Annotated in this window: 14 protein-coding genes and 2 tRNA genes; 10 read left to right on the top strand and 6 right to left on the bottom strand. The window is 67.4% G+C overall.

What is annotated here, in order from left to right:
* The first annotated feature begins 79 nt into the window (after window positions 1-79).
* Window positions 80-211 (top strand): hypothetical protein, encoded by a 132-nt coding sequence (locus ABZ664_RS25585; protein ID WP_350949513.1) that lies wholly within the window; start codon window positions 80-82, stop codon window positions 209-211.
* A gap of 18 nt (window positions 212-229) precedes the next feature.
* On the opposite strand, the gene ABZ664_RS25590 is transcribed toward ABZ664_RS25585, so the two are convergent.
* Window positions 230-802: a TIGR03086 family metal-binding protein gene (locus tag ABZ664_RS25590; RefSeq protein WP_362514972.1), complete on the bottom strand. Its 573-nt coding sequence runs from the start codon at window positions 800-802 to the stop codon at window positions 230-232.
* Between the two features lie 297 nt (window positions 803-1,099).
* Here ABZ664_RS25590 and ABZ664_RS25595 point away from each other — a divergent pair, with 297 nt between their 5' ends.
* Window positions 1,100-2,080 (top strand): choice-of-anchor I family protein, encoded by a 981-nt coding sequence (locus ABZ664_RS25595; protein WP_362514996.1) that lies wholly within the window; start codon window positions 1,100-1,102, stop codon window positions 2,078-2,080.
* 8 nt (window positions 2,081-2,088) lie between these two features.
* Here ABZ664_RS25595 and ABZ664_RS25600 read toward each other — a convergent pair whose 3' ends face one another.
* From ABZ664_RS25600 to ABZ664_RS25610, 3 genes are all read right to left on the bottom strand, one after another.
* The gene (locus ABZ664_RS25600; RefSeq protein WP_362514974.1) at window positions 2,089-3,762 is read right to left on the bottom strand and encodes a SpoIIE family protein phosphatase; all 1,674 of its coding nucleotides are present in this window, start codon (window positions 3,760-3,762) and stop codon (window positions 2,089-2,091) included.
* A 44-nt stretch (window positions 3,763-3,806) separates the two neighbouring features.
* A complete protein-coding gene (locus ABZ664_RS25605) occupies window positions 3,807-5,393 on the bottom strand; it encodes an NAD(P)/FAD-dependent oxidoreductase (protein WP_362514976.1) in 1,587 nt (528 codons plus the stop codon).
* A gap of 104 nt (window positions 5,394-5,497) precedes the next feature.
* Window positions 5,498-6,115: a TetR family transcriptional regulator gene (locus ABZ664_RS25610; RefSeq protein ID WP_362514978.1), complete on the bottom strand. Its 618-nt coding sequence runs from the start codon at window positions 6,113-6,115 to the stop codon at window positions 5,498-5,500.
* An 86-nt stretch (window positions 6,116-6,201) separates the two neighbouring features.
* Here ABZ664_RS25610 and ABZ664_RS25615 point away from each other — a divergent pair, with 86 nt between their 5' ends.
* Window positions 6,202-7,482, top strand: coding sequence for an NAD(P)/FAD-dependent oxidoreductase (locus tag ABZ664_RS25615; protein ID WP_362514980.1), 1,281 nt, complete (start codon window positions 6,202-6,204; stop codon window positions 7,480-7,482).
* 385 nt (window positions 7,483-7,867) lie between these two features.
* On the opposite strand, the gene ABZ664_RS25620 is transcribed toward ABZ664_RS25615, so the two are convergent.
* Window positions 7,868-7,941, bottom strand: a tRNA-Gly gene (locus ABZ664_RS25620).
* Between the two features lie 88 nt (window positions 7,942-8,029).
* Between ABZ664_RS25620 and ABZ664_RS25625 the strand changes: the two genes are divergently transcribed.
* Window positions 8,030-8,103, top strand: a tRNA-Pro gene (locus ABZ664_RS25625).
* Between the two features lie 199 nt (window positions 8,104-8,302).
* On the opposite strand, the gene ABZ664_RS25630 is transcribed toward ABZ664_RS25625, so the two are convergent.
* On the bottom strand, window positions 8,303-8,812 hold the full coding sequence (locus ABZ664_RS25630; RefSeq protein ID WP_350949519.1) for an ATP-binding protein: 510 nt from the start codon (window positions 8,810-8,812) through the stop codon (window positions 8,303-8,305).
* Window positions 8,813-9,055: 243 nt separating this feature from the next.
* Between ABZ664_RS25630 and ABZ664_RS25635 the strand changes: the two genes are divergently transcribed.
* The 6 genes from ABZ664_RS25635 (at window position 9,056) to ABZ664_RS25660 (ending at window position 17,679) form a co-directional block, all read left to right on the top strand.
* Window positions 9,056-9,922, top strand: a complete 867-nt coding sequence (locus ABZ664_RS25635) for a helix-turn-helix transcriptional regulator (protein ID WP_362514983.1) — start codon at window positions 9,056-9,058, stop codon at window positions 9,920-9,922.
* A gap of 209 nt (window positions 9,923-10,131) precedes the next feature.
* Window positions 10,132-11,511, top strand: a complete 1,380-nt coding sequence (gene tig / locus ABZ664_RS25640; protein WP_362514986.1) for a trigger factor — start codon at window positions 10,132-10,134, stop codon at window positions 11,509-11,511.
* Window positions 11,512-12,029: 518 nt separating this feature from the next.
* Window positions 12,030-12,623 (top strand): ATP-dependent Clp protease proteolytic subunit, encoded by a 594-nt coding sequence (locus ABZ664_RS25645; RefSeq protein WP_344896003.1) that lies wholly within the window; start codon window positions 12,030-12,032, stop codon window positions 12,621-12,623.
* Window positions 12,624-12,634: 11 nt separating this feature from the next.
* Window positions 12,635-13,279, top strand: coding sequence for an ATP-dependent Clp protease proteolytic subunit (locus ABZ664_RS25650; RefSeq protein ID WP_350949522.1), 645 nt, complete (start codon window positions 12,635-12,637; stop codon window positions 13,277-13,279).
* A gap of 192 nt (window positions 13,280-13,471) precedes the next feature.
* The gene (gene clpX, locus ABZ664_RS25655) at window positions 13,472-14,752 is read left to right on the top strand and encodes an ATP-dependent Clp protease ATP-binding subunit ClpX (protein ID WP_350949523.1); all 1,281 of its coding nucleotides are present in this window, start codon (window positions 13,472-13,474) and stop codon (window positions 14,750-14,752) included.
* Between the two features lie 350 nt (window positions 14,753-15,102).
* Entirely contained in the window at window positions 15,103-17,679 is a 2,577-nt protein-coding gene (locus ABZ664_RS25660) for a valine--tRNA ligase (protein WP_362514989.1), read from the top strand.
* Window positions 17,680-18,050: the final 371 nt, after the last annotated feature.

An 18,050-nucleotide genomic window follows, 5' to 3' on the forward strand; every position in this document is an offset into this window, starting at 1 on the left:
CGGTCCACCGGAGCCGGACCGATCGCCGTCCAGGCCTTGTGTCATGGGCGTTCCAGGAGGAATGTGAAGGTCTGGGCGAGTGAGATCGAGTCCCGTACGGATCCGGAGGAACCTCGGCGAAGGGGTGGTCGGCATGGGCAGACGAGCACGCAAGGCCAGGGCACGCAAGAAGCGCAGGGCCAACCACGGCCGGCGGCCGGCGGCCGGCTGACGGCACGCGCTCCGGCGGTCAGGCGCGGCGGCCCCAGGAGGCGAGCAGCAGGGTCTGCGGGTCGGTGTCTGAGGGAGGCTGCCGGTGCTCCCCGGTGGCCGCGGCCTGCCGGTAGCCGGGCTCCGCGTCGCTGAACCAGGTGGCGCAGGCCTCGACCAACTCGGGATCGAGACGCTCGTCGGCGCCGATGGCGCGGGCCAGGTCCCAGGTGTGGATGAGCGCGTCGGCGAACAGTTCGGTGATGTACTCCCGGCCGGACACGTCGCCGAACGGCAGGTGGACGAGGCGGCCTGGGGCGTGAACGCCTGTCGCCGCCTGGATGGCGGGTACGGCCGAGGTGTCGAAGGCCTTGATGGGATCGTCGCCCAGCAGGTCCCCCTCGAAGGCGTCGCCGACGTCCGCGGAGGTCCCCCCGGCCAGCAGCACGGGGGCCCACAGGTTCTCGCCGACCACGTGGTTGACGAGAGCACGCACGTCCCAGTCGACGCACGGGGTCGGGTTCTCCCACTGCGTGGGGCCGATCCGATGGACAAGAGCGCCGAAGTCCTCCAGTGCGCGGTGGTAAGCCTCGGGTACGTCGATGGTCATCATGCCCCTCCCGATGCCCTCCCGGGTTTCCTCCCGGCTCTCATCTTGACCGTAACCCCTGAACAGCCAGTAGTCATCGCGTCAATGGACATGACCGGCATGCCCGAGGTGCCCAAGGAATTCCGTAGGGTGCACACCTGACCGGGGAGCTTCATTCCACGGTCAGATCGACGTCAGCAGTAAGTCACGATATTTCGCGAAACTTCACCTCATGCGCACCATGACTTTCACCCGGGTAGCCACCGCGGCGGTCACCGGCCTGCTCCTTCTGCCCCTTTCCGCGGTTCCGGTCACCGCCGAATCCGGCCATGGGGGCATCACTTCGACGCCGAGCGGCTGCGGGCCAGGGGAGTGCGGATCACCGGCCCCGGCGCCACCGTGGCCCAGGATCTGGAGCCGGAGTACGTCACCGTCGACGGCGACACCGCTTATGTGACCCTTCAGGAGAACAACGCGCTCGCGATCGTCGACCTGAACCGGGTCGTGGTTCGCGACGTCGTCCCGCTGGGGCTGAAGGACTGGTCGAAGAGCGGGTTCGACGCGTCGGACAAGGACGGGAAGATCGACATCAGAGCCCGGCCGGTGAAGGGCGTGTACCAGCCCGACGCGATCGCGCACTTCCGCGACCGTGGGCGGACCTACCTGGTCACCGCCAACGAGGGCGACGGGCGCGAGTGGGGCTGCCACGCCGACGAGGTCAGGGTCAAGTCGCTGAACCTCGCGCTGCCCGACGCGGAGAACCTCAAGAAGGACGCCGAGCTCGGCCGGCTGAACGTGGCCGCCGACTCGCCCAGGGACGCGAACGGCGCCTACACCGAACTGCACGCGTTCGGCGCCCGCTCGATTTCGGTCAGGTCCACCTCGGGAGCGCTCGTCTGGGACTCCGGCGACCAGTTGGAGCGGCTCGTCGCCGGGGAACTGCCCGGCGCCTTCAACGCCGACAACGAGGAGAACGACTCCTTCGACAGCCGCAGCGACAACAAGGGCCCCGAGCCCGAGGGGATCACGGTCGGTGAGGTGCGTGGCCGGACCTACGCCTTCGCCGGGCTGGAGCGGGTCGGCGGGATCGTCGCCTACGACCTGGGCGACCCGCGCGCCCCGCGCCTGGCCGGCTACGTCAACACCCGTGACTTCACCGGCTCGGTCAAGGACGGCACCGCCGGGGACGTCGGTCCCGAGGGCGTGCTGTTCATCCCCGCCTCCGACAGTCCCACCCGCCGCCCGCTCCTGGCGGTCGGCAACGAGGTCAGCGGCACCACCGCCCTCCACGAGATCCGCTGAGGGCTCGCCTAGGGCAGCCTCTGCTCGATCCAGACGATCTTGCCCTTCGGGGTGAGACGGGATCCCCAGCGGTGGGCGAGCCAGTTGATGAGGTGCAGGCCGCGGCCGGTGTCGCTGCTGGTGGACGCCTCCCGCATGACCGGCTCCGACACCGATCCGTCGGACACCTCGCAGACCAGCGTGGGCCCGCGCAGCAGACGCAGCTCGACCTCGCCCCGGCCGTGCTCGACCGCGTTGGCGACCAGCTCGCTCACCATGAGCTCGGTGTTGTCACTGAGCGAGGACAGTCCCCAGTCGTCGAGCGTGGCCCGGACGAAACGGCGGGCCTGGGAGGCGGAGCGGGGGTCGGAGGGCAGTGACTTCTCCGCGAAGTCCTTCTCCGTCAGCTCCGACACCCTGGCCAGCAGCAGGGCGATGTCGTCACGCTCGTGTCCGGGCCGCTGTGCCCTGATCGTGAGGTCGCAGACCTCCTCCAGGTCGTGGTCGGGACCGGAGAGCAGGCCGCGCAACGCGTTGATGCCCTCCTCGATGTCCCGGTTGCGGCTCTCCACCAGGCCGTCGGTGTAGAAGGCGAGCACGGTCCCGCCGGGAAGCGTGAACTCCCGCATCTCGGCGGGCTCGTTGCCGATGCCCAGGGGGAGCCCCGGCGGCAGCTCCAGCAGTTCGGTCTCGCCGCCGGGCTGTACCAGGATCGGCGGCACGTGTCCCGCACAGGCGATCGCGCACCGCCGCGTGACAGGGTCGTAGGTGGCGTACACGCACGTGGCGATCTGGCTGGCGTCCAGGTCCTGGCTCATCAGGTTGAGCCGGAACAGCACGTCGGCCGGGCTCAGGTCCAGGCTGGCCAGCGTGCGCGCGGCCGTGCGGAGCTGGCCCATGGTGGCGGCCGCTCTGATGCCGTGCCCCATCACGTCGCCGACGACGAGGGCGACCCGGCAGCCGGGCAGCGGGATCACGTCGTACCAGTCGCCGCCCACCCCGACCAGGTCGCTGGCCGGCAGGTAGCGGGAGGCGATCGTCAGGCCCAGAGGCTGGGAGAGGTCGACGGGCAGCAGGCTGCTCTGCAGGGTCAGCGCGGTGCGGCGCTCGCGGTTGTAGAGGCGCGCGTTGTCGAGGCAGACCCCGGTCCTGGCCGCCAGTTCCTCGGCCAGGTTGACGTCCTGCTCGTCGAAGGGCTGGCTGGTGGGTCTGCGGGTGAAGATGACGAAGCCCAGCACCCGGCCACGCGCCTTCAGCGGCACCACCAGGAACGAGCTGTCCTCCAGCACCTTCGACACCGAGTCACGCTTCCAGAACCGCCCGATCTCCTCGGCGGTCCTGCGCCCCAGGCGCGGATAGAGGATCGGGTTGCCGGTCGCCATGCACCGGGCGTAGGGGGTCCAGGCCTCGTAGACGGCGACCTCGTCCACGGGAAACGCCCTGGCGTACTCGCCGGGAGATGGGTCGGCCACGCCGACCGCGATCCGTCGCACCAGCGCCGAGCCGTCGGTGGTCTCCTGGGGAAACTCTCCCTCGGTCACCAGCCGGTCCTGTACGAGGATGCCCGCCGCGTCCGCGAAGCGCGGCACGGCGACGTCCATCAACTCCCTGCCGGTCTCGAACACGTCCAGTGTGCTGCCGATGCGTTTGCTGGCGGCGTTGAGCAGGGACAGCTGCTCGTGCATGGACGCGGGGCTGCCCATCCTGAACCCTGGCGTGGCTGGATTTTTTGTGACGAAACGGGACTTCACTCGCTCCACCGGGGTGCGGGAACCGGCGTCCACCAGGTTTCCAGTTCGAGGTCTTCTGCGATGGCGTTGGCGCCGTTGTATCCGGGGGCCGCGGAGACCGAGCCGCCCGGGTGACTGCTGGCGCCGCAGAGGTAGAGGCCGTCGACAGGGGTGCGGTACTGGCCCATCTCGGGGACCGGGCGGTTGCCGCCCAGCTGGGACGGCTCGTAGGCCCCCACGTGATGACTGCCGCGCACCATGTTGACGCAGTGCCGCTCGATATCGAGTGGCGAGAAGACCCGTCTACCCAGGACGGCGCCCCCCGCGAGGTTGGGGGCGTATTCGGCCCACTCGGCGAGCAGCCGCTCCCCGACCTCCTCGCGCCGCAGGTCCCAGTTGGCCGGGTCGCCGCCGAGGTCGTACGGGGCCCACGGCCACCAGAAAGCCACGTGCTTGCCGGCGGGGGCGTACGAGGGATCGAACAGCGAGGGGCACGCGCCGTTGCCGGCCAGCCGCTCGGGCAGCTCCCCCCGGTGGATCTGGTCGAAGGTACGGCCGAGCTGCTCGCTGTCGTCGGCGCCGAGCACCACGAGGAAGGCCCGGTCCACGTCGGGCTCGAACTCGGCGGCCCGGTAGCGCGGCGCCTCGTCGAGCGCGAGGTGAAGGGTGACGAGGCTGTGCGCGGCCCACTTGTAGTCCTCGACCTTGGCCGTGATCTCCGCGCCGAAGTTCTCCGGACCGGCGAGCCGCACGGTCTGGGGGGCGTCCACCGCGCTGGCCACGAACCTGCGGGCGGTGAGCACGTCGCCGGTGGCGAGCCGTACCCCGGTGGCCCGCCCGTCGTCGACCAGGATCCGCTCGACATGGGCGCCGGTCACCACGGTGCCGCCGTGCTCCTCGATGACGGCGCGCAGCGCGCTCGCGACGTTGGCCGCACCTCCCACCGGCACCCCGAGCCTGGCGATACGCGACAGCAGCCGGGGGAGGAAGCCGCCGGTGCCGGGAACGTTCTCGATGGAGATCGCGTGCAGGAAGGATTTGAACAGCACCCTGACCTGGTCGCTCTCGAAGTTTCTGTCGACGGCCTCGTACAGCGAGAGCGGCATGTAGCTCATCATGTCGCGTCCCAGGTCACCCTTGATCCGCTCGGCGAGCACCGGCGGCGGCAGTGGCCTGGAGTACAGGAAGCCGTTCATCAGCCCCCTGGCCGCCTCGGCGTAGCGCTCGTACAACTCCAGCCAGCGCTCGGCGTCGGCCCTGGAGAAGCGGGCGAAGGATTCGGCGGTGCGCTTGGGGTCGGTGTAGACCGTGATCGCCCGGCCGTCCCTGAAGACCGTGGCGTGCTGGGTCTCGGGGTAGATGTAACGCAGGCCGTACCGCTGAAGCTCCAGGTCCGCGGGGACCGGGCCCTCCTCCAGGAAGTGGTAGCTGCTGTGAGTGTTGTGCCGGAACCCCGGGAGGGTGAGCTCCTGGGTGCTGCAACCGCCACCCGCGACGTCATTGCGCTCGACGACCGCGACCGACAACCCCGCCTTCGCGAGGTAGGCGGCGCACGTGAGGCCGTTGTGACCTCCGCCCACGATGACGCCGTCGAACTCCGACACTTTCCCTCCAGGGGCAGTCTGACTTCTGGTTATGGAGGATTGTAAAGAATGATCTACATGCGAACCTCGTGTTTAACAGAGATTCATAGATATTTCCATACGAACTAGGACTTGTCGGTGTTGAGGTGGCGGAGCAGGCGTGCCAGTTGCTCCCCGTAACGCTCCCCGAACTCCTCCGACGCCGGATCATCCCCGCAGATCGCGCGGACCAGCTGCGGGAATATCGCTCCGGCGTCTGCCGCGGCGAAGAGCATCAGGAGCAGGTACGCGGGATCCAGGTCGGCGGGGAACTCCCCCTCCGCCTGCCGCCTGCGCAGGTCCTCGACGTTGTCCCGCATGTCCCTGAGCAGCGCGGAGTCCTCCTCGCCGTCGTCCTGCAGCCCGCCCCAGATGAGGATCCTGGCGAGGTCGCGGTCACGCACGGTCGCGGTGACGTAGCCGCGTACCAGTTCGGGCAGCGTCGGCGGTGGTGACGTTCCGGCGAAGGTGCTCTCCTTGCCCTGCCAATCCGCCGTGAGCGCCTTGAGCAACCCTTCCTTCCCGCCGAAATAGTAAGAGATGAGCTGTTTGTTCACTCCGGCTCTGGCGGCTATCTCGCTCACCCTCGTTCCGGCGAATCCCTTGGCGGAGAACTCGGCCTTGGCCGCCTCGACGATGCGCCTCTTGGTGCGCTCGGGATCACGCCTGCGCTCCACGGGGGCGCGGCGAGAGGGCTTGTCCATGCCTCACGGTAACACCGGCCAACCGTCGGGATGAATCTATCAACCTTTTGGTTGATAGATTCATCCATATAGTTGATAGTGGTGCCATGACGAACATGAGAGTCGCCGTCGTCGGAGGCGGGATCGGCGGTCTCTGCCTGGCGCAGGGGCTGCACGGCGCGGGGGTCGACGTGACGGTCTACGAGCGCGACCGCACCCCCTCCGACCGGCTCCAGGGCTACCGCGTCCACATCGACCCCGACGGCTCCCGGGCCCTGCGCGACTGCCTGCCCCCCGAGTTGTGGGAGGCGTTCCTGGCCACCTCTGGCCGAGGCGCCCAGGACTTCCGCTTTCTCAGCCACCGGATGAGACCACTGCTGACCCTGGAAAGTCCGCCCGTGACCGATCCGGTGGACGCCCACCACTCGGTCAGCAGGATCACCCTGCGGCAGATCCTGCTGTCCGGCCTCGAAGGGCCCTCCGGTGTCGTCCGGTTCGGCAAGACCTTCGAGGGCTACACCCGTGACCCCGAAGGCACCGTCACCCTGCGCTTCGCCGACGGCACCGCCGAGACCGCCGACATCGTGATCGCCGCCGACGGCGGCAACTCCCGCGTCAGACGCCAGTACCTGCCGCACGCGCGCCGCGTCGACACCGGCATCGTCACGATCGCGGGCAAGTTCCCGCTCACCGCCGCCACGCGCCCTCTGGTCGACCCCGGCCTGTACGAGACCATCAACATGGTCATCCCGCCGAGGGGCCTCGGCATGTTCGCCGCGCCGCACGACCTCGCGGACGCCGGGGACGCAGGAAGTGCGGTCCTGCCGCCGGGGGTCGGCAGGACCGAACGGGAGGGTGCCCTGTTCGACAACACCGGCGGCTACGTCATGTGGGCCTTCGGCGCCGCGACCGGCCGCTTCCCCCACGACCTCGCCACGATGGACGGTGAGCGGCTGAGGGAGACCGTGACCCGGATGACCGAGGGCTGGCACCCGGACCTGCGCACACTGGTCACCGCCTCCGACCCCGACACCGTCTCGCTGCTGCCGATCCGCACCTCGGTGCCGATCGGCCCCTGGCCCGCCACGAACATCACCCTGCTCGGAGACGCGATCCACAGCATGACCCCGATGCGGGGGATCGGCGCCAACGTCGCCTTACGCGACGCCCGGTCGCTTCGCGACGCTCTCACCGGTGGCGGCGACCCTGTCGCTGCCATCGCCGCCTACGAGGCGAAGATGCGCGAGTACGGCTTCGCCGCCGTGCGCGACTCCCTCAAGGCGGCCCACCGGTTCGTGGACGAGAACCCGGTGGCCCGGGCCGGCCTGAGGACCTTCCTGCGCGCCGCCGGGCACCTCACGGCCCTGAGGCGCAAAGCCTCCTTGTGAGATCCGGCGCCTCACCCGTCACGCCGGCGCCCCAGCCCTTCGACCGGGTGAAGCGGATGTGGTTGCCGGAGGGGCGCGAAGGCCGCAGCCGATCCCGTACGAAGATCCGTGACCTCCTCGGACGGGGATGGGGGAAACAGATTGGAAGGCCCGTTGGTCTCGGGCGGATCGGTAACGCCTTGGCATCGAATGGCGGGGCGGCATCGGAGAGCCGACGGCCCACGAGTGGGGTCCGTGACCAGGTCATCGCGGGGGCGCTCGGCAGGGCATTCAAGAAAGTCCGGGAAAACGTGCTCGAAAACCATCGGGCGCGTAAGTTTCCGAAGCTTTGGGGAAAGACGAAAGGCCAGGTCGCCGCATATGGGCTGACCTGGCCTTTCGTCGTTGGAGCGGACGACGGGAATCGAACCCGCGTAGCCAGTTTGGAAGACTGGGGCTCTACCATTGAGCTACGTCCGCGCGAGCCGGCGTCAGTCTGGTCTAGACTTCATCCGTTCGTCAGGGCGTAAGCGTACCGGAGTTCCGGAGCGTGCGCGCACTCGACCTACGGGGTGTGGCGCAGCTTGGTAGCGCACCTGCTTTGGGAGCAGGGGGCCGCAGGTTCAAATCCTGTCACCCCGACGCGTGCCGGGCATCGGTTCCGACCGGTGCCCGGTTCTTCGTTCAGGAGGGCGAGTGGCTCTTCGCGTCGCTCGCGTGGGACGGGCGCCGTCCGAGCTGAACGAGCCCGTCATTCAGCACTCTTCGCGGCGCGCGCGGGGCGGGCGGGTCAAGGGCGCCCGCGGAGAAACGCGGAAATGATCCCACTGTGGTGGGAATGTCAGGAGTGAGGGCTGAAGAAGGCCCAGACGGCCTTGCCGCCGCAGTTGAGGTGGTCCCAGCCCCAGCCCTGGCTGTAGGTCTCCACGATGTAGAGGCCTCGGCCGTTCTCCGAGACGAAGTCGGGCTCCTTGGGCGTCGGCACCTCGTTGCTCGGGTCCGTCACTGCCAGGAGCACGTGGGGCGAGAGGTGCACCAGGACGAGCGTGATCGGGTTGATCTCCGTCCGGCCGGGCGGACACAGCGCGTAACGGACCGCGTTGGTGACGAGTTCCGAAACCACTAGCGCTGCGTCATCGCTGAGTTCCGCCAGCCCCCAGTCGTGGAATGTGGAACGTGTCACGTCCCTGGCGGTCTTCACCGAGTCGGCCTGATTGGGCAGGGGACACGCGGTGGCGCCGGAGTGGTTGGCCTCCAGTAGCTCGTCAAAGCCCACTTGGCGGGTCGCCTGCAGGTAGTCGGCAGCCGATTTCGGCTCCTCCACCATCCTGCCGGTACCTCCCGCTGTCATCGTGAGTCTCCGTACTACTTGAGAGTTTTCAGAGCTTGTGCACCATAAGCCCAATATGCACTAGGCCATCATGGGTCACCGGCACGTCCGCTGCAAGACCCAAATGCACGTGCAGTTGCAATGTGCAGCCGCATGGGCGGTTAGGACGTCGACTTGGCGAATTGGGCAGGGAGTTGAGACCTTGTCATAGCGGCCGGAAGTAGTGACACTGTGTGCGCTGGCCCAAGTACAGAGGGAGGCGAAGTGACGCAGGTTCAACCGGGATCGGGTCCCACAGCGCTGCGTATCCTTTTAGGCTCCCAACTGCGCCGCCTGCGTGAGGCCAAGGGGCTGTCGCGCGAGGAGGCGGGCCATCTGATCCGCGGATCCGAGTCCAAGATCAGCAGGATGGAACTCGGCAGGGTCGGCCTGAGAGAACGCGACGTGGCGGACCTGCTCACCTTCTACGGGGTGGAGGACGAGCAAGCCCGGTCGGCGGTGATGGATCTGCTGCTCAGAGCCAACGAGCCCGGCTGGTGGCACCGGTTCAACGACCTGCTGCCCTCATGGTTCCAGACGTACGTCGGCCTTGAGGAGGCGGCCTCCCGGATCCGTACCTACGAGGTGCAGTTCGTACCGGGCCTGCTGCAGACGAAGGAGTACGCCAGGGCGGTCATCACCGCGGGGAGCGCCGGCATCGCGCCCGAGGAGATCGCCCGCCGCATCGATCTGCGCATGCAGCGCCAGCAGGTGCTCAGCCGACCCGACGGCCCCTTCTTCTGGGCCGTGATCGACGAGGCCGCCCTGCGGCGTCCGATCGGCGGCGCGGACGTCATGCGGGCCCAGCTGGAGCATCTGCTCGACCTCATGCGGCAGCCGAACATCACGATCCAGGTCATGCCCTTCAGCTTCGGCGGTCACAGCGCGGAGGGCGGCGCCTTCAGCGTGCTCCGCTTCAACGACAACGAACTCCCCGACGTCGTCTACGTCGAACAGCTGGCCAGCGCCCTCTACCTGGACAAGCGTGAGGACGTCGACCGCTACAGCGAGGTCATGGAGCGGTTGTGCGCGGTCAGCACCACGCCCGGCGAGACGAACGACATCCTGCGGCGAATCATCAAGGAGGACTGAGCGGCCATTGGTCGCTCCCTGGTGCCGCTCTGCCTTAGACTGGCCAGCGGCGCTGAACACCCGCCGCTGTGGAGCATGCCCTAATCTCGCGTGTCTCGACGGCTGTGCCAGGTGCCGCTCATGTGGGCGCGGCGCGCGAGCTTGCCGCGGTAGCCGTTAAGTCCTGACGCGCCCGCGATCACTCGAAGCTTGATCAAGGAGACGACCCCGTGAAGACCGCTGTGGAGGAGCTCAGCCCGACCCGGGTAAGGCTTACCGTCGAGGTGCCGTTCGAGGAGCTCGGCGAGAGCCTGCAGGCGGCGTACAAGAAGGTCGCGCAGCAGGTGCGCGTCCCCGGGTTCCGCCCCGGCAAGGTTCCGGCTCGCATCATCGAGCAGCGGTTCGGCCGCGCCGTGGTGCTGGAGGAGACCCTCAACGACGCGGTGCCCAAGCTTTACGGCCAGGCCGTCGACGAGAGCGACATCTTCCCGGTCAGCCAGCCGGAGATCGAGGTCACCAAGATCGAGGACGGCCAGCAGGTCGAGTTCACCGCCGAGGTGGATGTTCGTCCCGGCTTCGAGGTCCCCGACTACCAGGGCATCGAGGTGACCGTCCCGGTCTCCGAGGTCTCCGAGAAGGACATCGAGGAGCAGCTGAACGGCCTGCGTCAGCGTTTCGCCACGCTGACCGGCGTCGAGCGCCCCGCGGCCTCCGGCGACTTCGTCGTCATGGACCTGGCCGCCGCGATCGACGGCGTCAACATCGAGGAGCAGCAGGCCAACGACGTCTCCTACGAGGTCGGCGCCGGCTCGGTGCTGCAGGGGCTGGACGACGCCCTGGTCGGCCTGTCCGCGGGTGAGACCAAGGAGTTCACGACCAACCTGGTCGGCGGCGAGAACGCCGGCGAGGAGGCCGTGGTCACCATCACCGTCAAGAGCGTCAAGGAGAAGGTCCTCCCCGAGCTCGACGACGAGTTCGCCCAGCTCGCCAGCGAGTTCGACACCCTCGACGAGCTCAAGGCGAGCATCAGCGAGACGGCCCGCCGTAACAAGCTGATCGACCAGGTCGTCCAGGCTCGCGAGAACGCCCTCGCCGCCCTGCTCGACAAGATCGACATTCCGCTGCCCGAGAGCGCGCTCAAGGCCGAGGTCGACAACCGCAAGCACAACCTTGAGCACCAGATCGCCGAGAGTGGCCTGAGCAGGGAGGCATATTTCCGCCTCTACCAGACCACCGAGGAGGAGCGCTTCGCGGAGTTCGACGAGAGCGCCGCCAAGGCGCTCAAGACGGGCTTCGTCCTCGACAAGATCGTCAAGAGCGAGGACCTCGGTGTCAGCGAGCAGGAGCTGACCAACTTCGTGGTGCGCCGCGCCATGCAGATGAACGTCGCGCCCAACACGCTGGCCCAGCACCTGGCCGACAACGACCAGCTCACGCTGGCCATGGTCGAGATCGTCCGCGACAAGGCCAAGAGCGTCATCGGCGACGCCGCCAAGGTGACCGACGAGGCCGGCAACGAGGTCGACCTCAAGGCCATCTACACCGAGATCAACGGTGAGGAGGTCTCCGAGGAGGCCGACGACACCGAGGTCGAGGCCGCCGCCAAGTAGTCTCCGGCCGAGCGGGAGACCGGATTCGTCCGCTGTCTCCGCCGCCCGGCGCCCCCGCCGCGTTCCGCGCGACGGGGGCGTCTTCGTCCCCGGATGAGGGTGCGCGTGCCGCAGGGCGATGCCTGGGGGGTCTTCGGTATCTCCCCGGACCTCTGCTCTACCCGAGAGCTTCGAAGGCTCCTGGACCCTCTGAGAGCCGCCGAGGCATCTTGTGGCCCCAACCTGTCGCACGCTCTTCTTCGCATGCCCACCTTCGCCGCTTCAGCGAGTGGCGACACGCCGTGGAGGCTCCGGCCTCTCAGCCCTCGCAGGGGGGGGCACGGCAGGGGAGCCGCGGACGTGGTGGGGAGACGGCGGGCAGCATGCGCCGTCAGCGAACAGTGCGTTGAGGAGGCATGTCCGGTAGGTGGCGCGCGTTAAGGTCACAAGCAAAGCCAATCGATTACGACGCATCGGAAGGTGACGCTGTGACCAGCCCGCCGACCTTCTACCAGCCGACCGGCTCCGGGCCCGAGTCGATGAGCCAGCCGACCGGCTCGTTCAGGCTCGAAGACCAGCTCTACCAGCGGCTGCTGCGTGAGCGCATCATCGTGCTGGGCACCCAGGTCAACGACGAGATCGCCAACCGGATCTGCGCCGAGCTGCTCCTGCTCGCCGCGGACGACTCAGAGCGCGATATCTGGCTCTACATCAACTCGCCAGGCGGTTCCGTGACCGCTGGTATGGCGATTTACGACATGATGGAATATGTGCCTAACGATGTGTGCACGGTCGCGATGGGTCTGGCCGCCTCCATGGGCCAGTTCCTTCTGTGCGCCGGCGAGCGGGGCAAGCGATACGCCCTGCCGCACGCACGCATCATGATGCACCAGCCTTCTGGCGGCATCGGCGGCACCGCCGCCGACATCGCCATCCAGGCGGAGCAGATGCTCTACGTCAAGAAGACCCTCGCCGAGCGCATCGCGTTCCACACCGGCCAGAATCTCGAGCAGATCGAGGCCGACTCCGACCGCGACCGCTGGTTCACGGCCGAGGAGGCCAAGGACTACGGCTTCATCGACCAGGTCGTGCGCAGCGCTCGGCAGGTGCCCTCCACGGGCGCCGTCTCCTGAAGGGGCACAAGGTGAGTGAGTTGATCCGGCCGGGAGACATCAACGGCCGCTACGTTCTTCCGTCCTTCACCGAGCGCACGTCCTACGGCATGCGGGAGATGAACCCGTACGCCAAGCTCTTCGAGGACCGCATCATCTTCCTCGGCGTGCAGGTGGACGACGCGTCAGCCAACGACGTCATGGCGCAGTTGCTGACCCTGGAGTCGCTCGACCCCGACCGCGACATCAGCATCTACATCAACTCGCCGGGCGGTTCGTTCACCGCCATGACGGCGATCTACGACACGATGCAGTTCGTCCGGCCGGAGATCCAGACGGTCTGCCTGGGCCAGGCGGCCTCGGCGGCGGCGGTCCTGCTGGCCGGTGGCACGCCGGGCAAGCGCTTCGCCCTGCCGAACGCCCGCATGCTGATCCACCAGCCGTCCACCGAGGGCGGCGGCCAGGGAAGCGACATCGAGATCCAGGCGCGCGAGATCCTCAGGATGCGCTCGCAGATGGAGATGATCATCGCTCAGCACTCGGGCAGGGCGCCGGAGGCGGTCCGTAAGGACATCGAGCGGGACAAGATCCTCGACGCCGTCGAGGCGAAGGAGTACGGGCTGATCGACGACATCATCCCGTCCCGCAAGAAACTCGCGAAGGCCGTAGCCTCCTAACGAGGCATATCGCACCGGAACCGTGCCGAATCAGGCACGTTCCGGTGCGACTCGCCGCTAGGGGGCTCACTGAGGGCTCAGAAGACGGTAACGTCGAAACCTAAGCGGGATGACTTTTCGATCGGGTATCGGGCCGGTCGGAAGAAACGGACCGCGGTAGCCAGGGCGGTCCCACGCAAAGGAGTATCTGGGGTGGCACGCATCGGCGACGGGGGAGACCTGCTGAAGTGCTCTTTCTGTGGAAAGAGTCAGAAGCAAGTCAAGAAGCTCATCGCCGGACCCGGCGTATACATCTGCGACGAGTGCATCGACCTCTGCAACGAGATCATCGAGGAGGAGCTCAGCGAGTCCTCTGAGCTCAAGTGGGACAGCCTTCCCAAGCCGAGGGAGATCTACGAATTCCTCGACGCCTACGTCATCGGTCAGGACCAGGCGAAGAAGGCTCTCTCCGTGGCGGTCTACAACCACTACAAGCGGGTGCAGTCCGGCGAGCGCGGGCGTGACGACGGCATTGAGCTGTCCAAGTCCAACATCCTGCTCCTGGGCCCCACCGGTTCCGGCAAGACACTGCTCGCCCAGACGTTGGCGAAGATGCTGAACGTTCCGTTCGCCATCGCCGACGCCACCGCCCTGACGGAGGCGGGCTACGTGGGCGAGGACGTCGAGAACATACTGCTCAAGCTGATCCAGGCCGCTGACTACGACGTCAAGAAGGCCGAGACCGGCATCATCTACATCGACGAGGTCGACAAGATCGCTCGCAAGAGCGAAAATCCGTCGATCACCAGGGACGTCTCCGGCGAGGGCGTGCAGCAGGCCCTGCTGAAGATCCTGGAGGGCACGACCGCGAGCGTGCCGCCACAGGGCGGACGCAAGCATCCGCACCAGGAGTTCATCCAGATCGACACCACCAACGTGTTGTTCATCTGCGGTGGGGCCTTCGCCGGTCTCGAAAAGATCATCGAGTCCCGGGTCGGCCGCAAGGGTATCGGTTTCAACGCGATCATCCGCTCCAAGGAAGACATCGACAGCGCCGACATCTTCGAGAACGTCATGCCCGAGGACCTGCTGAAGTTCGGCATGATCCCCGAGTTCGTCGGCCGGCTTCCGGTGATCACGAGCGTCCACAACCTCGACCGTGAGGCGCTCATCCAGATCCTCACCGAGCCGCGTAACGCCCTCGTCAAGCAGTACCGCCGCCTGTTCGAGCTGGACAACGTCGAGCTCGAATTCACCGACGACGCGTTGGAGGCCATCGCCGATCAGGCGATCCTCCGAGGCACCGGCGCCCGCGGCCTGCGGGCGATCCTGGAGGAAGTTCTCCTCTCGGTGATGTACGAGGTGCCCTCACGGCAGGACGTGGCGCGGGTGGTGATCACCCGCGAGTCGGTTCTGGAGCACGTCAATCCCACGCTCGTCCCGCGCGACCAGCTCAACAAGCAGCAGCGGCCGCCGCGGGAGAAGTCGGCGTAGAAGTCCGCGCGAGCCGCTCCAGGCTCGCACGAGTGGTGCCCCCCGCGGATTCTCCCGCGGGGGGCACCGCCTGTTTTCGGCCGACCAACTCCCGCCGGTGACGTATCCGGTTGAGCCCGCCGATGCCCCTCTCCGCCCCTGCTTCGCATCCGCGGGTATCCGCCGATCCTGGCCACGTATTCGCCGGAGTCCGCCGGTGCCTGCTTCGTATCCGTCGGTGCTCGTTCGGTGTTCGTCGGCCTTCAACGGGGAGGGGAGCATCTCGTTCGCCGGAAGAAGTCACGGGAGAAGCGATCCACAGGACGGTCCGTGGGACGGGGAACACGCGGACATCCCTAGACTTGGGCATCGTGACGACGCCAGAGCTGCCCACCCAGTACGCACCCGCCGACGTGGAGACCCGGAGCTACGAGCGCTGGGTATCGGAGGGACACTTCACCGCCGACCCGAGCAGCGAGCGCGAGCCGTACAGCATCGTCCTGCCTCCGCCGAACGTAACCGGTGTCCTGCACATCGGCCACGCCCTCGACCACTCCATCCAGGACGCGCTGACCCGCCGCGCTCGCATGCGCGGCCAGGAGACGCTCTGGCTGCCCGGCATGGACCACGCCGGCATCGCGACCCAGAACGTCGTCGAGCGCGAGATCGCGAAAAACGGTCTGTCCCGGCACGACCTCGGCCGTGAGGCGTTCGTCGAGCGCGTCTGGCAGTGGAAGGAGGAGTCCGGTGGCCGGATCCTCGGCCAGATGAAGAAGCTCGGCGACGGTGTCGACTGGTCGCGCGAGCGCTTCACCATGGACCCCGGTCTCTCCCGCGCAGTGCAGACGATCTTCAAGAAGCTCTTCGACGACGGGCTCATCTACCGTGCCGAGCGCATCATCAACTGGTGTCCGCGCTGCCTGACCGCGCTGTCGGACATCGAGGTCGAGCACAGCGAGGACGAGGGCGAGCTCGTCTCGATCCGCTACGGCGACGGCGACGACTCCATCGTGGTCGCCACCACCCGGGCCGAGACGATGCTCGGCGACACCGCCGTGGCGGTGCACCCCTCCGACGAGCGCTACGCGCACCTGATCGGCCGCGAGGTGGAACTGCCGCTCACCGGTCGCCGCATCCCGATCGTCGCCGACGAGCACGTCGACCCGGCCTTCGGTACGGGAGCGGTCAAGGTCACCCCGGCGCACGACCCGAATGACTTCGAGATCGGGCGACGCCACTCGCTGCCGTCCTTGGCGGTCATGGACGAGCGCGGGGTGGTCACCGCACACGGCCCGTTCCAAGGGCTCGATCGCTTCGAGGCCAGGCCTGCGGTGGTGGCCGCGCTCCGCGCGGATGGACGGATCGTCGCGGAAAAGCGCCCCTATCTCCATTCGGTCGGGCACTGCTCGCGCTGCAAGACCGTGATCGAGCCCCGGCTCTCGCTCCAGTGGTTCGTCAACGTCTCGCCTCTGGCCAAGGCGGCCGGCGACGCGGTCCGTGATGGCCGGACGAAGATCCACCCGCCGGAGCTGGCCAAGCGCTACTTCGACTGGGTCGACGACATGCACGACTGGTGCATCTCCCGGCAGTTGTGGTGGGGGCACCGCATCCCGGTCTGGTACGGCCCGGACGGCGAGGTCGTCTGTGTCGGCCCCGACGAGCAGGCGCCCGAGGGTTACGTCCAGGATCCCGACGTCCTCGACACCTGGTTCTCCTCGGGGCTCTGGCCGTTCTCCACTCTCGGCTGGCCGGACAAGACGCCGGAACTGGCGAAGTTCTACCCGACCTCCGTCCTGGTGACCGGCTACGACATTCTGTTCTTCTGGGTGGCCCGGATGATGATGTTCGGCATCTACGCCATGGACGGCGAGCCGCCGTTCCGGACCGTGGCGCTCCATGGCATGGTCCGTGACCAGTACGGAAAGAAGATGTCGAAGTCGTTCGGCAACGTCGTCGACCCGCTCGACTGGGTCGAGCGCTTCGGTGCCGACGCCACCCGCTTCACGCTGCTGCGCGGTGCCAACCCCGGCTCCGACGTGGCGATCAGCGAGGAATGGGCCGGGGGCTCGCGCAACTTCTGCAACAAGATCTGGAACGCCACCCGCTTCGCGTTGATGAACGGCGCCGTGACGGGTGAGCTCCCGATCGAGAAGCTGACGGCCGCCGACCGCTGGATCCTTTCCAGGCTCCAGGAGGTCGTCGCGTCGGTGGACAGCGCGTTCGAAAACTTCGAGTTCGCCAAGATCTCAGACCTGCTGTACCACTTCGCGTGGGACGAGGTCTGCGACTGGTACGTGGAGCTTGCCAAGATCCAGATCGCTTCCGGCCAGGAGCACACCCGGCTCGTGCTGGGCCACGTCTTCGACGCGCTGCTCCGACTGCTCCACCCTCTGGTGCCGTTCGTCACCGAGGAACTGTGGCGTGCGGTCACCGGGCGTGAGTCGATCGTCGTCGCACCTTGGCCGACGGTTCAGGAGTCGTTGCGGGACCCCTCGGCGGAGGAGGAGATCCTTGCCATGCAGGGATTGATCACCGAGGTGCGCAGATTCCGTTCCGACCAGGGGCTCAAGCCTGGCCAGAGGGTCGCCGCGAGGCTCTCTCTCGCGGGTACGGCACTCGCTCCTCACGAAGGGGCGATCAGGTCTCTGCTCCGGCTGGACCAGTCGTCCGAGTCGTTCGCCGCGACCGCCAGCCTCGATGTGGCCGGAATCGCCGTGGAGATCGACACGGCGGGGACGATCGACGTGGCCGCCGAGCGTAAGCGGCTGGAGAAGGACCTCGCGGCAGCGCGCAAGGAGGCGGCCCAGGTCGCCGCCAAGCTCGGCAACGAGCAGTTCATGGCCAAGGCACCCGACGACGTGGTGACCAAGGTGCGTTCCCGTGCCGCGCAGGCGGATCAGGACATCGAACGACTGCTCGCCCAGCTGGCATCGCTTCCGGCCGGCTGACCGGCCGAGGGGTGAGTTCACGGCAGGAACTCGGGTCGACTTGTCAGGTCGACCTGGTGATCGGGAACTCGACCTGATGAGCGTCCAGGACAGGCAGCTGTCTTGGCGAGAACCCGGGGTCTCTTGACCCCGGGTTCTCGTGTTTGAGGGTTGGTGCCCCAGGGAAGACCTAGTTCTTACCGGAAAGTTGGTCATCGCAGCCCTAGAGGACTGCTAGAGTTCTTCATGCAGGGCAGCGTCCTGCACCCCCTCTCTGAAAATCTCGACAAATCGTGCGTGTCCATGTGATTGGACAGCGACCGGATGTTGGAGTAAGTTAGAGGGGTTGCCCTGGAAACGGGGTGGTCGCAATCCTAGCGGGTTCGGCGGGT

Source organism: Streptosporangium sp. NPDC006930 (assembly GCF_040635605.1).
Classification (GTDB): Bacteria; Actinomycetota; Actinomycetes; order Streptosporangiales; family Streptosporangiaceae; genus Streptosporangium.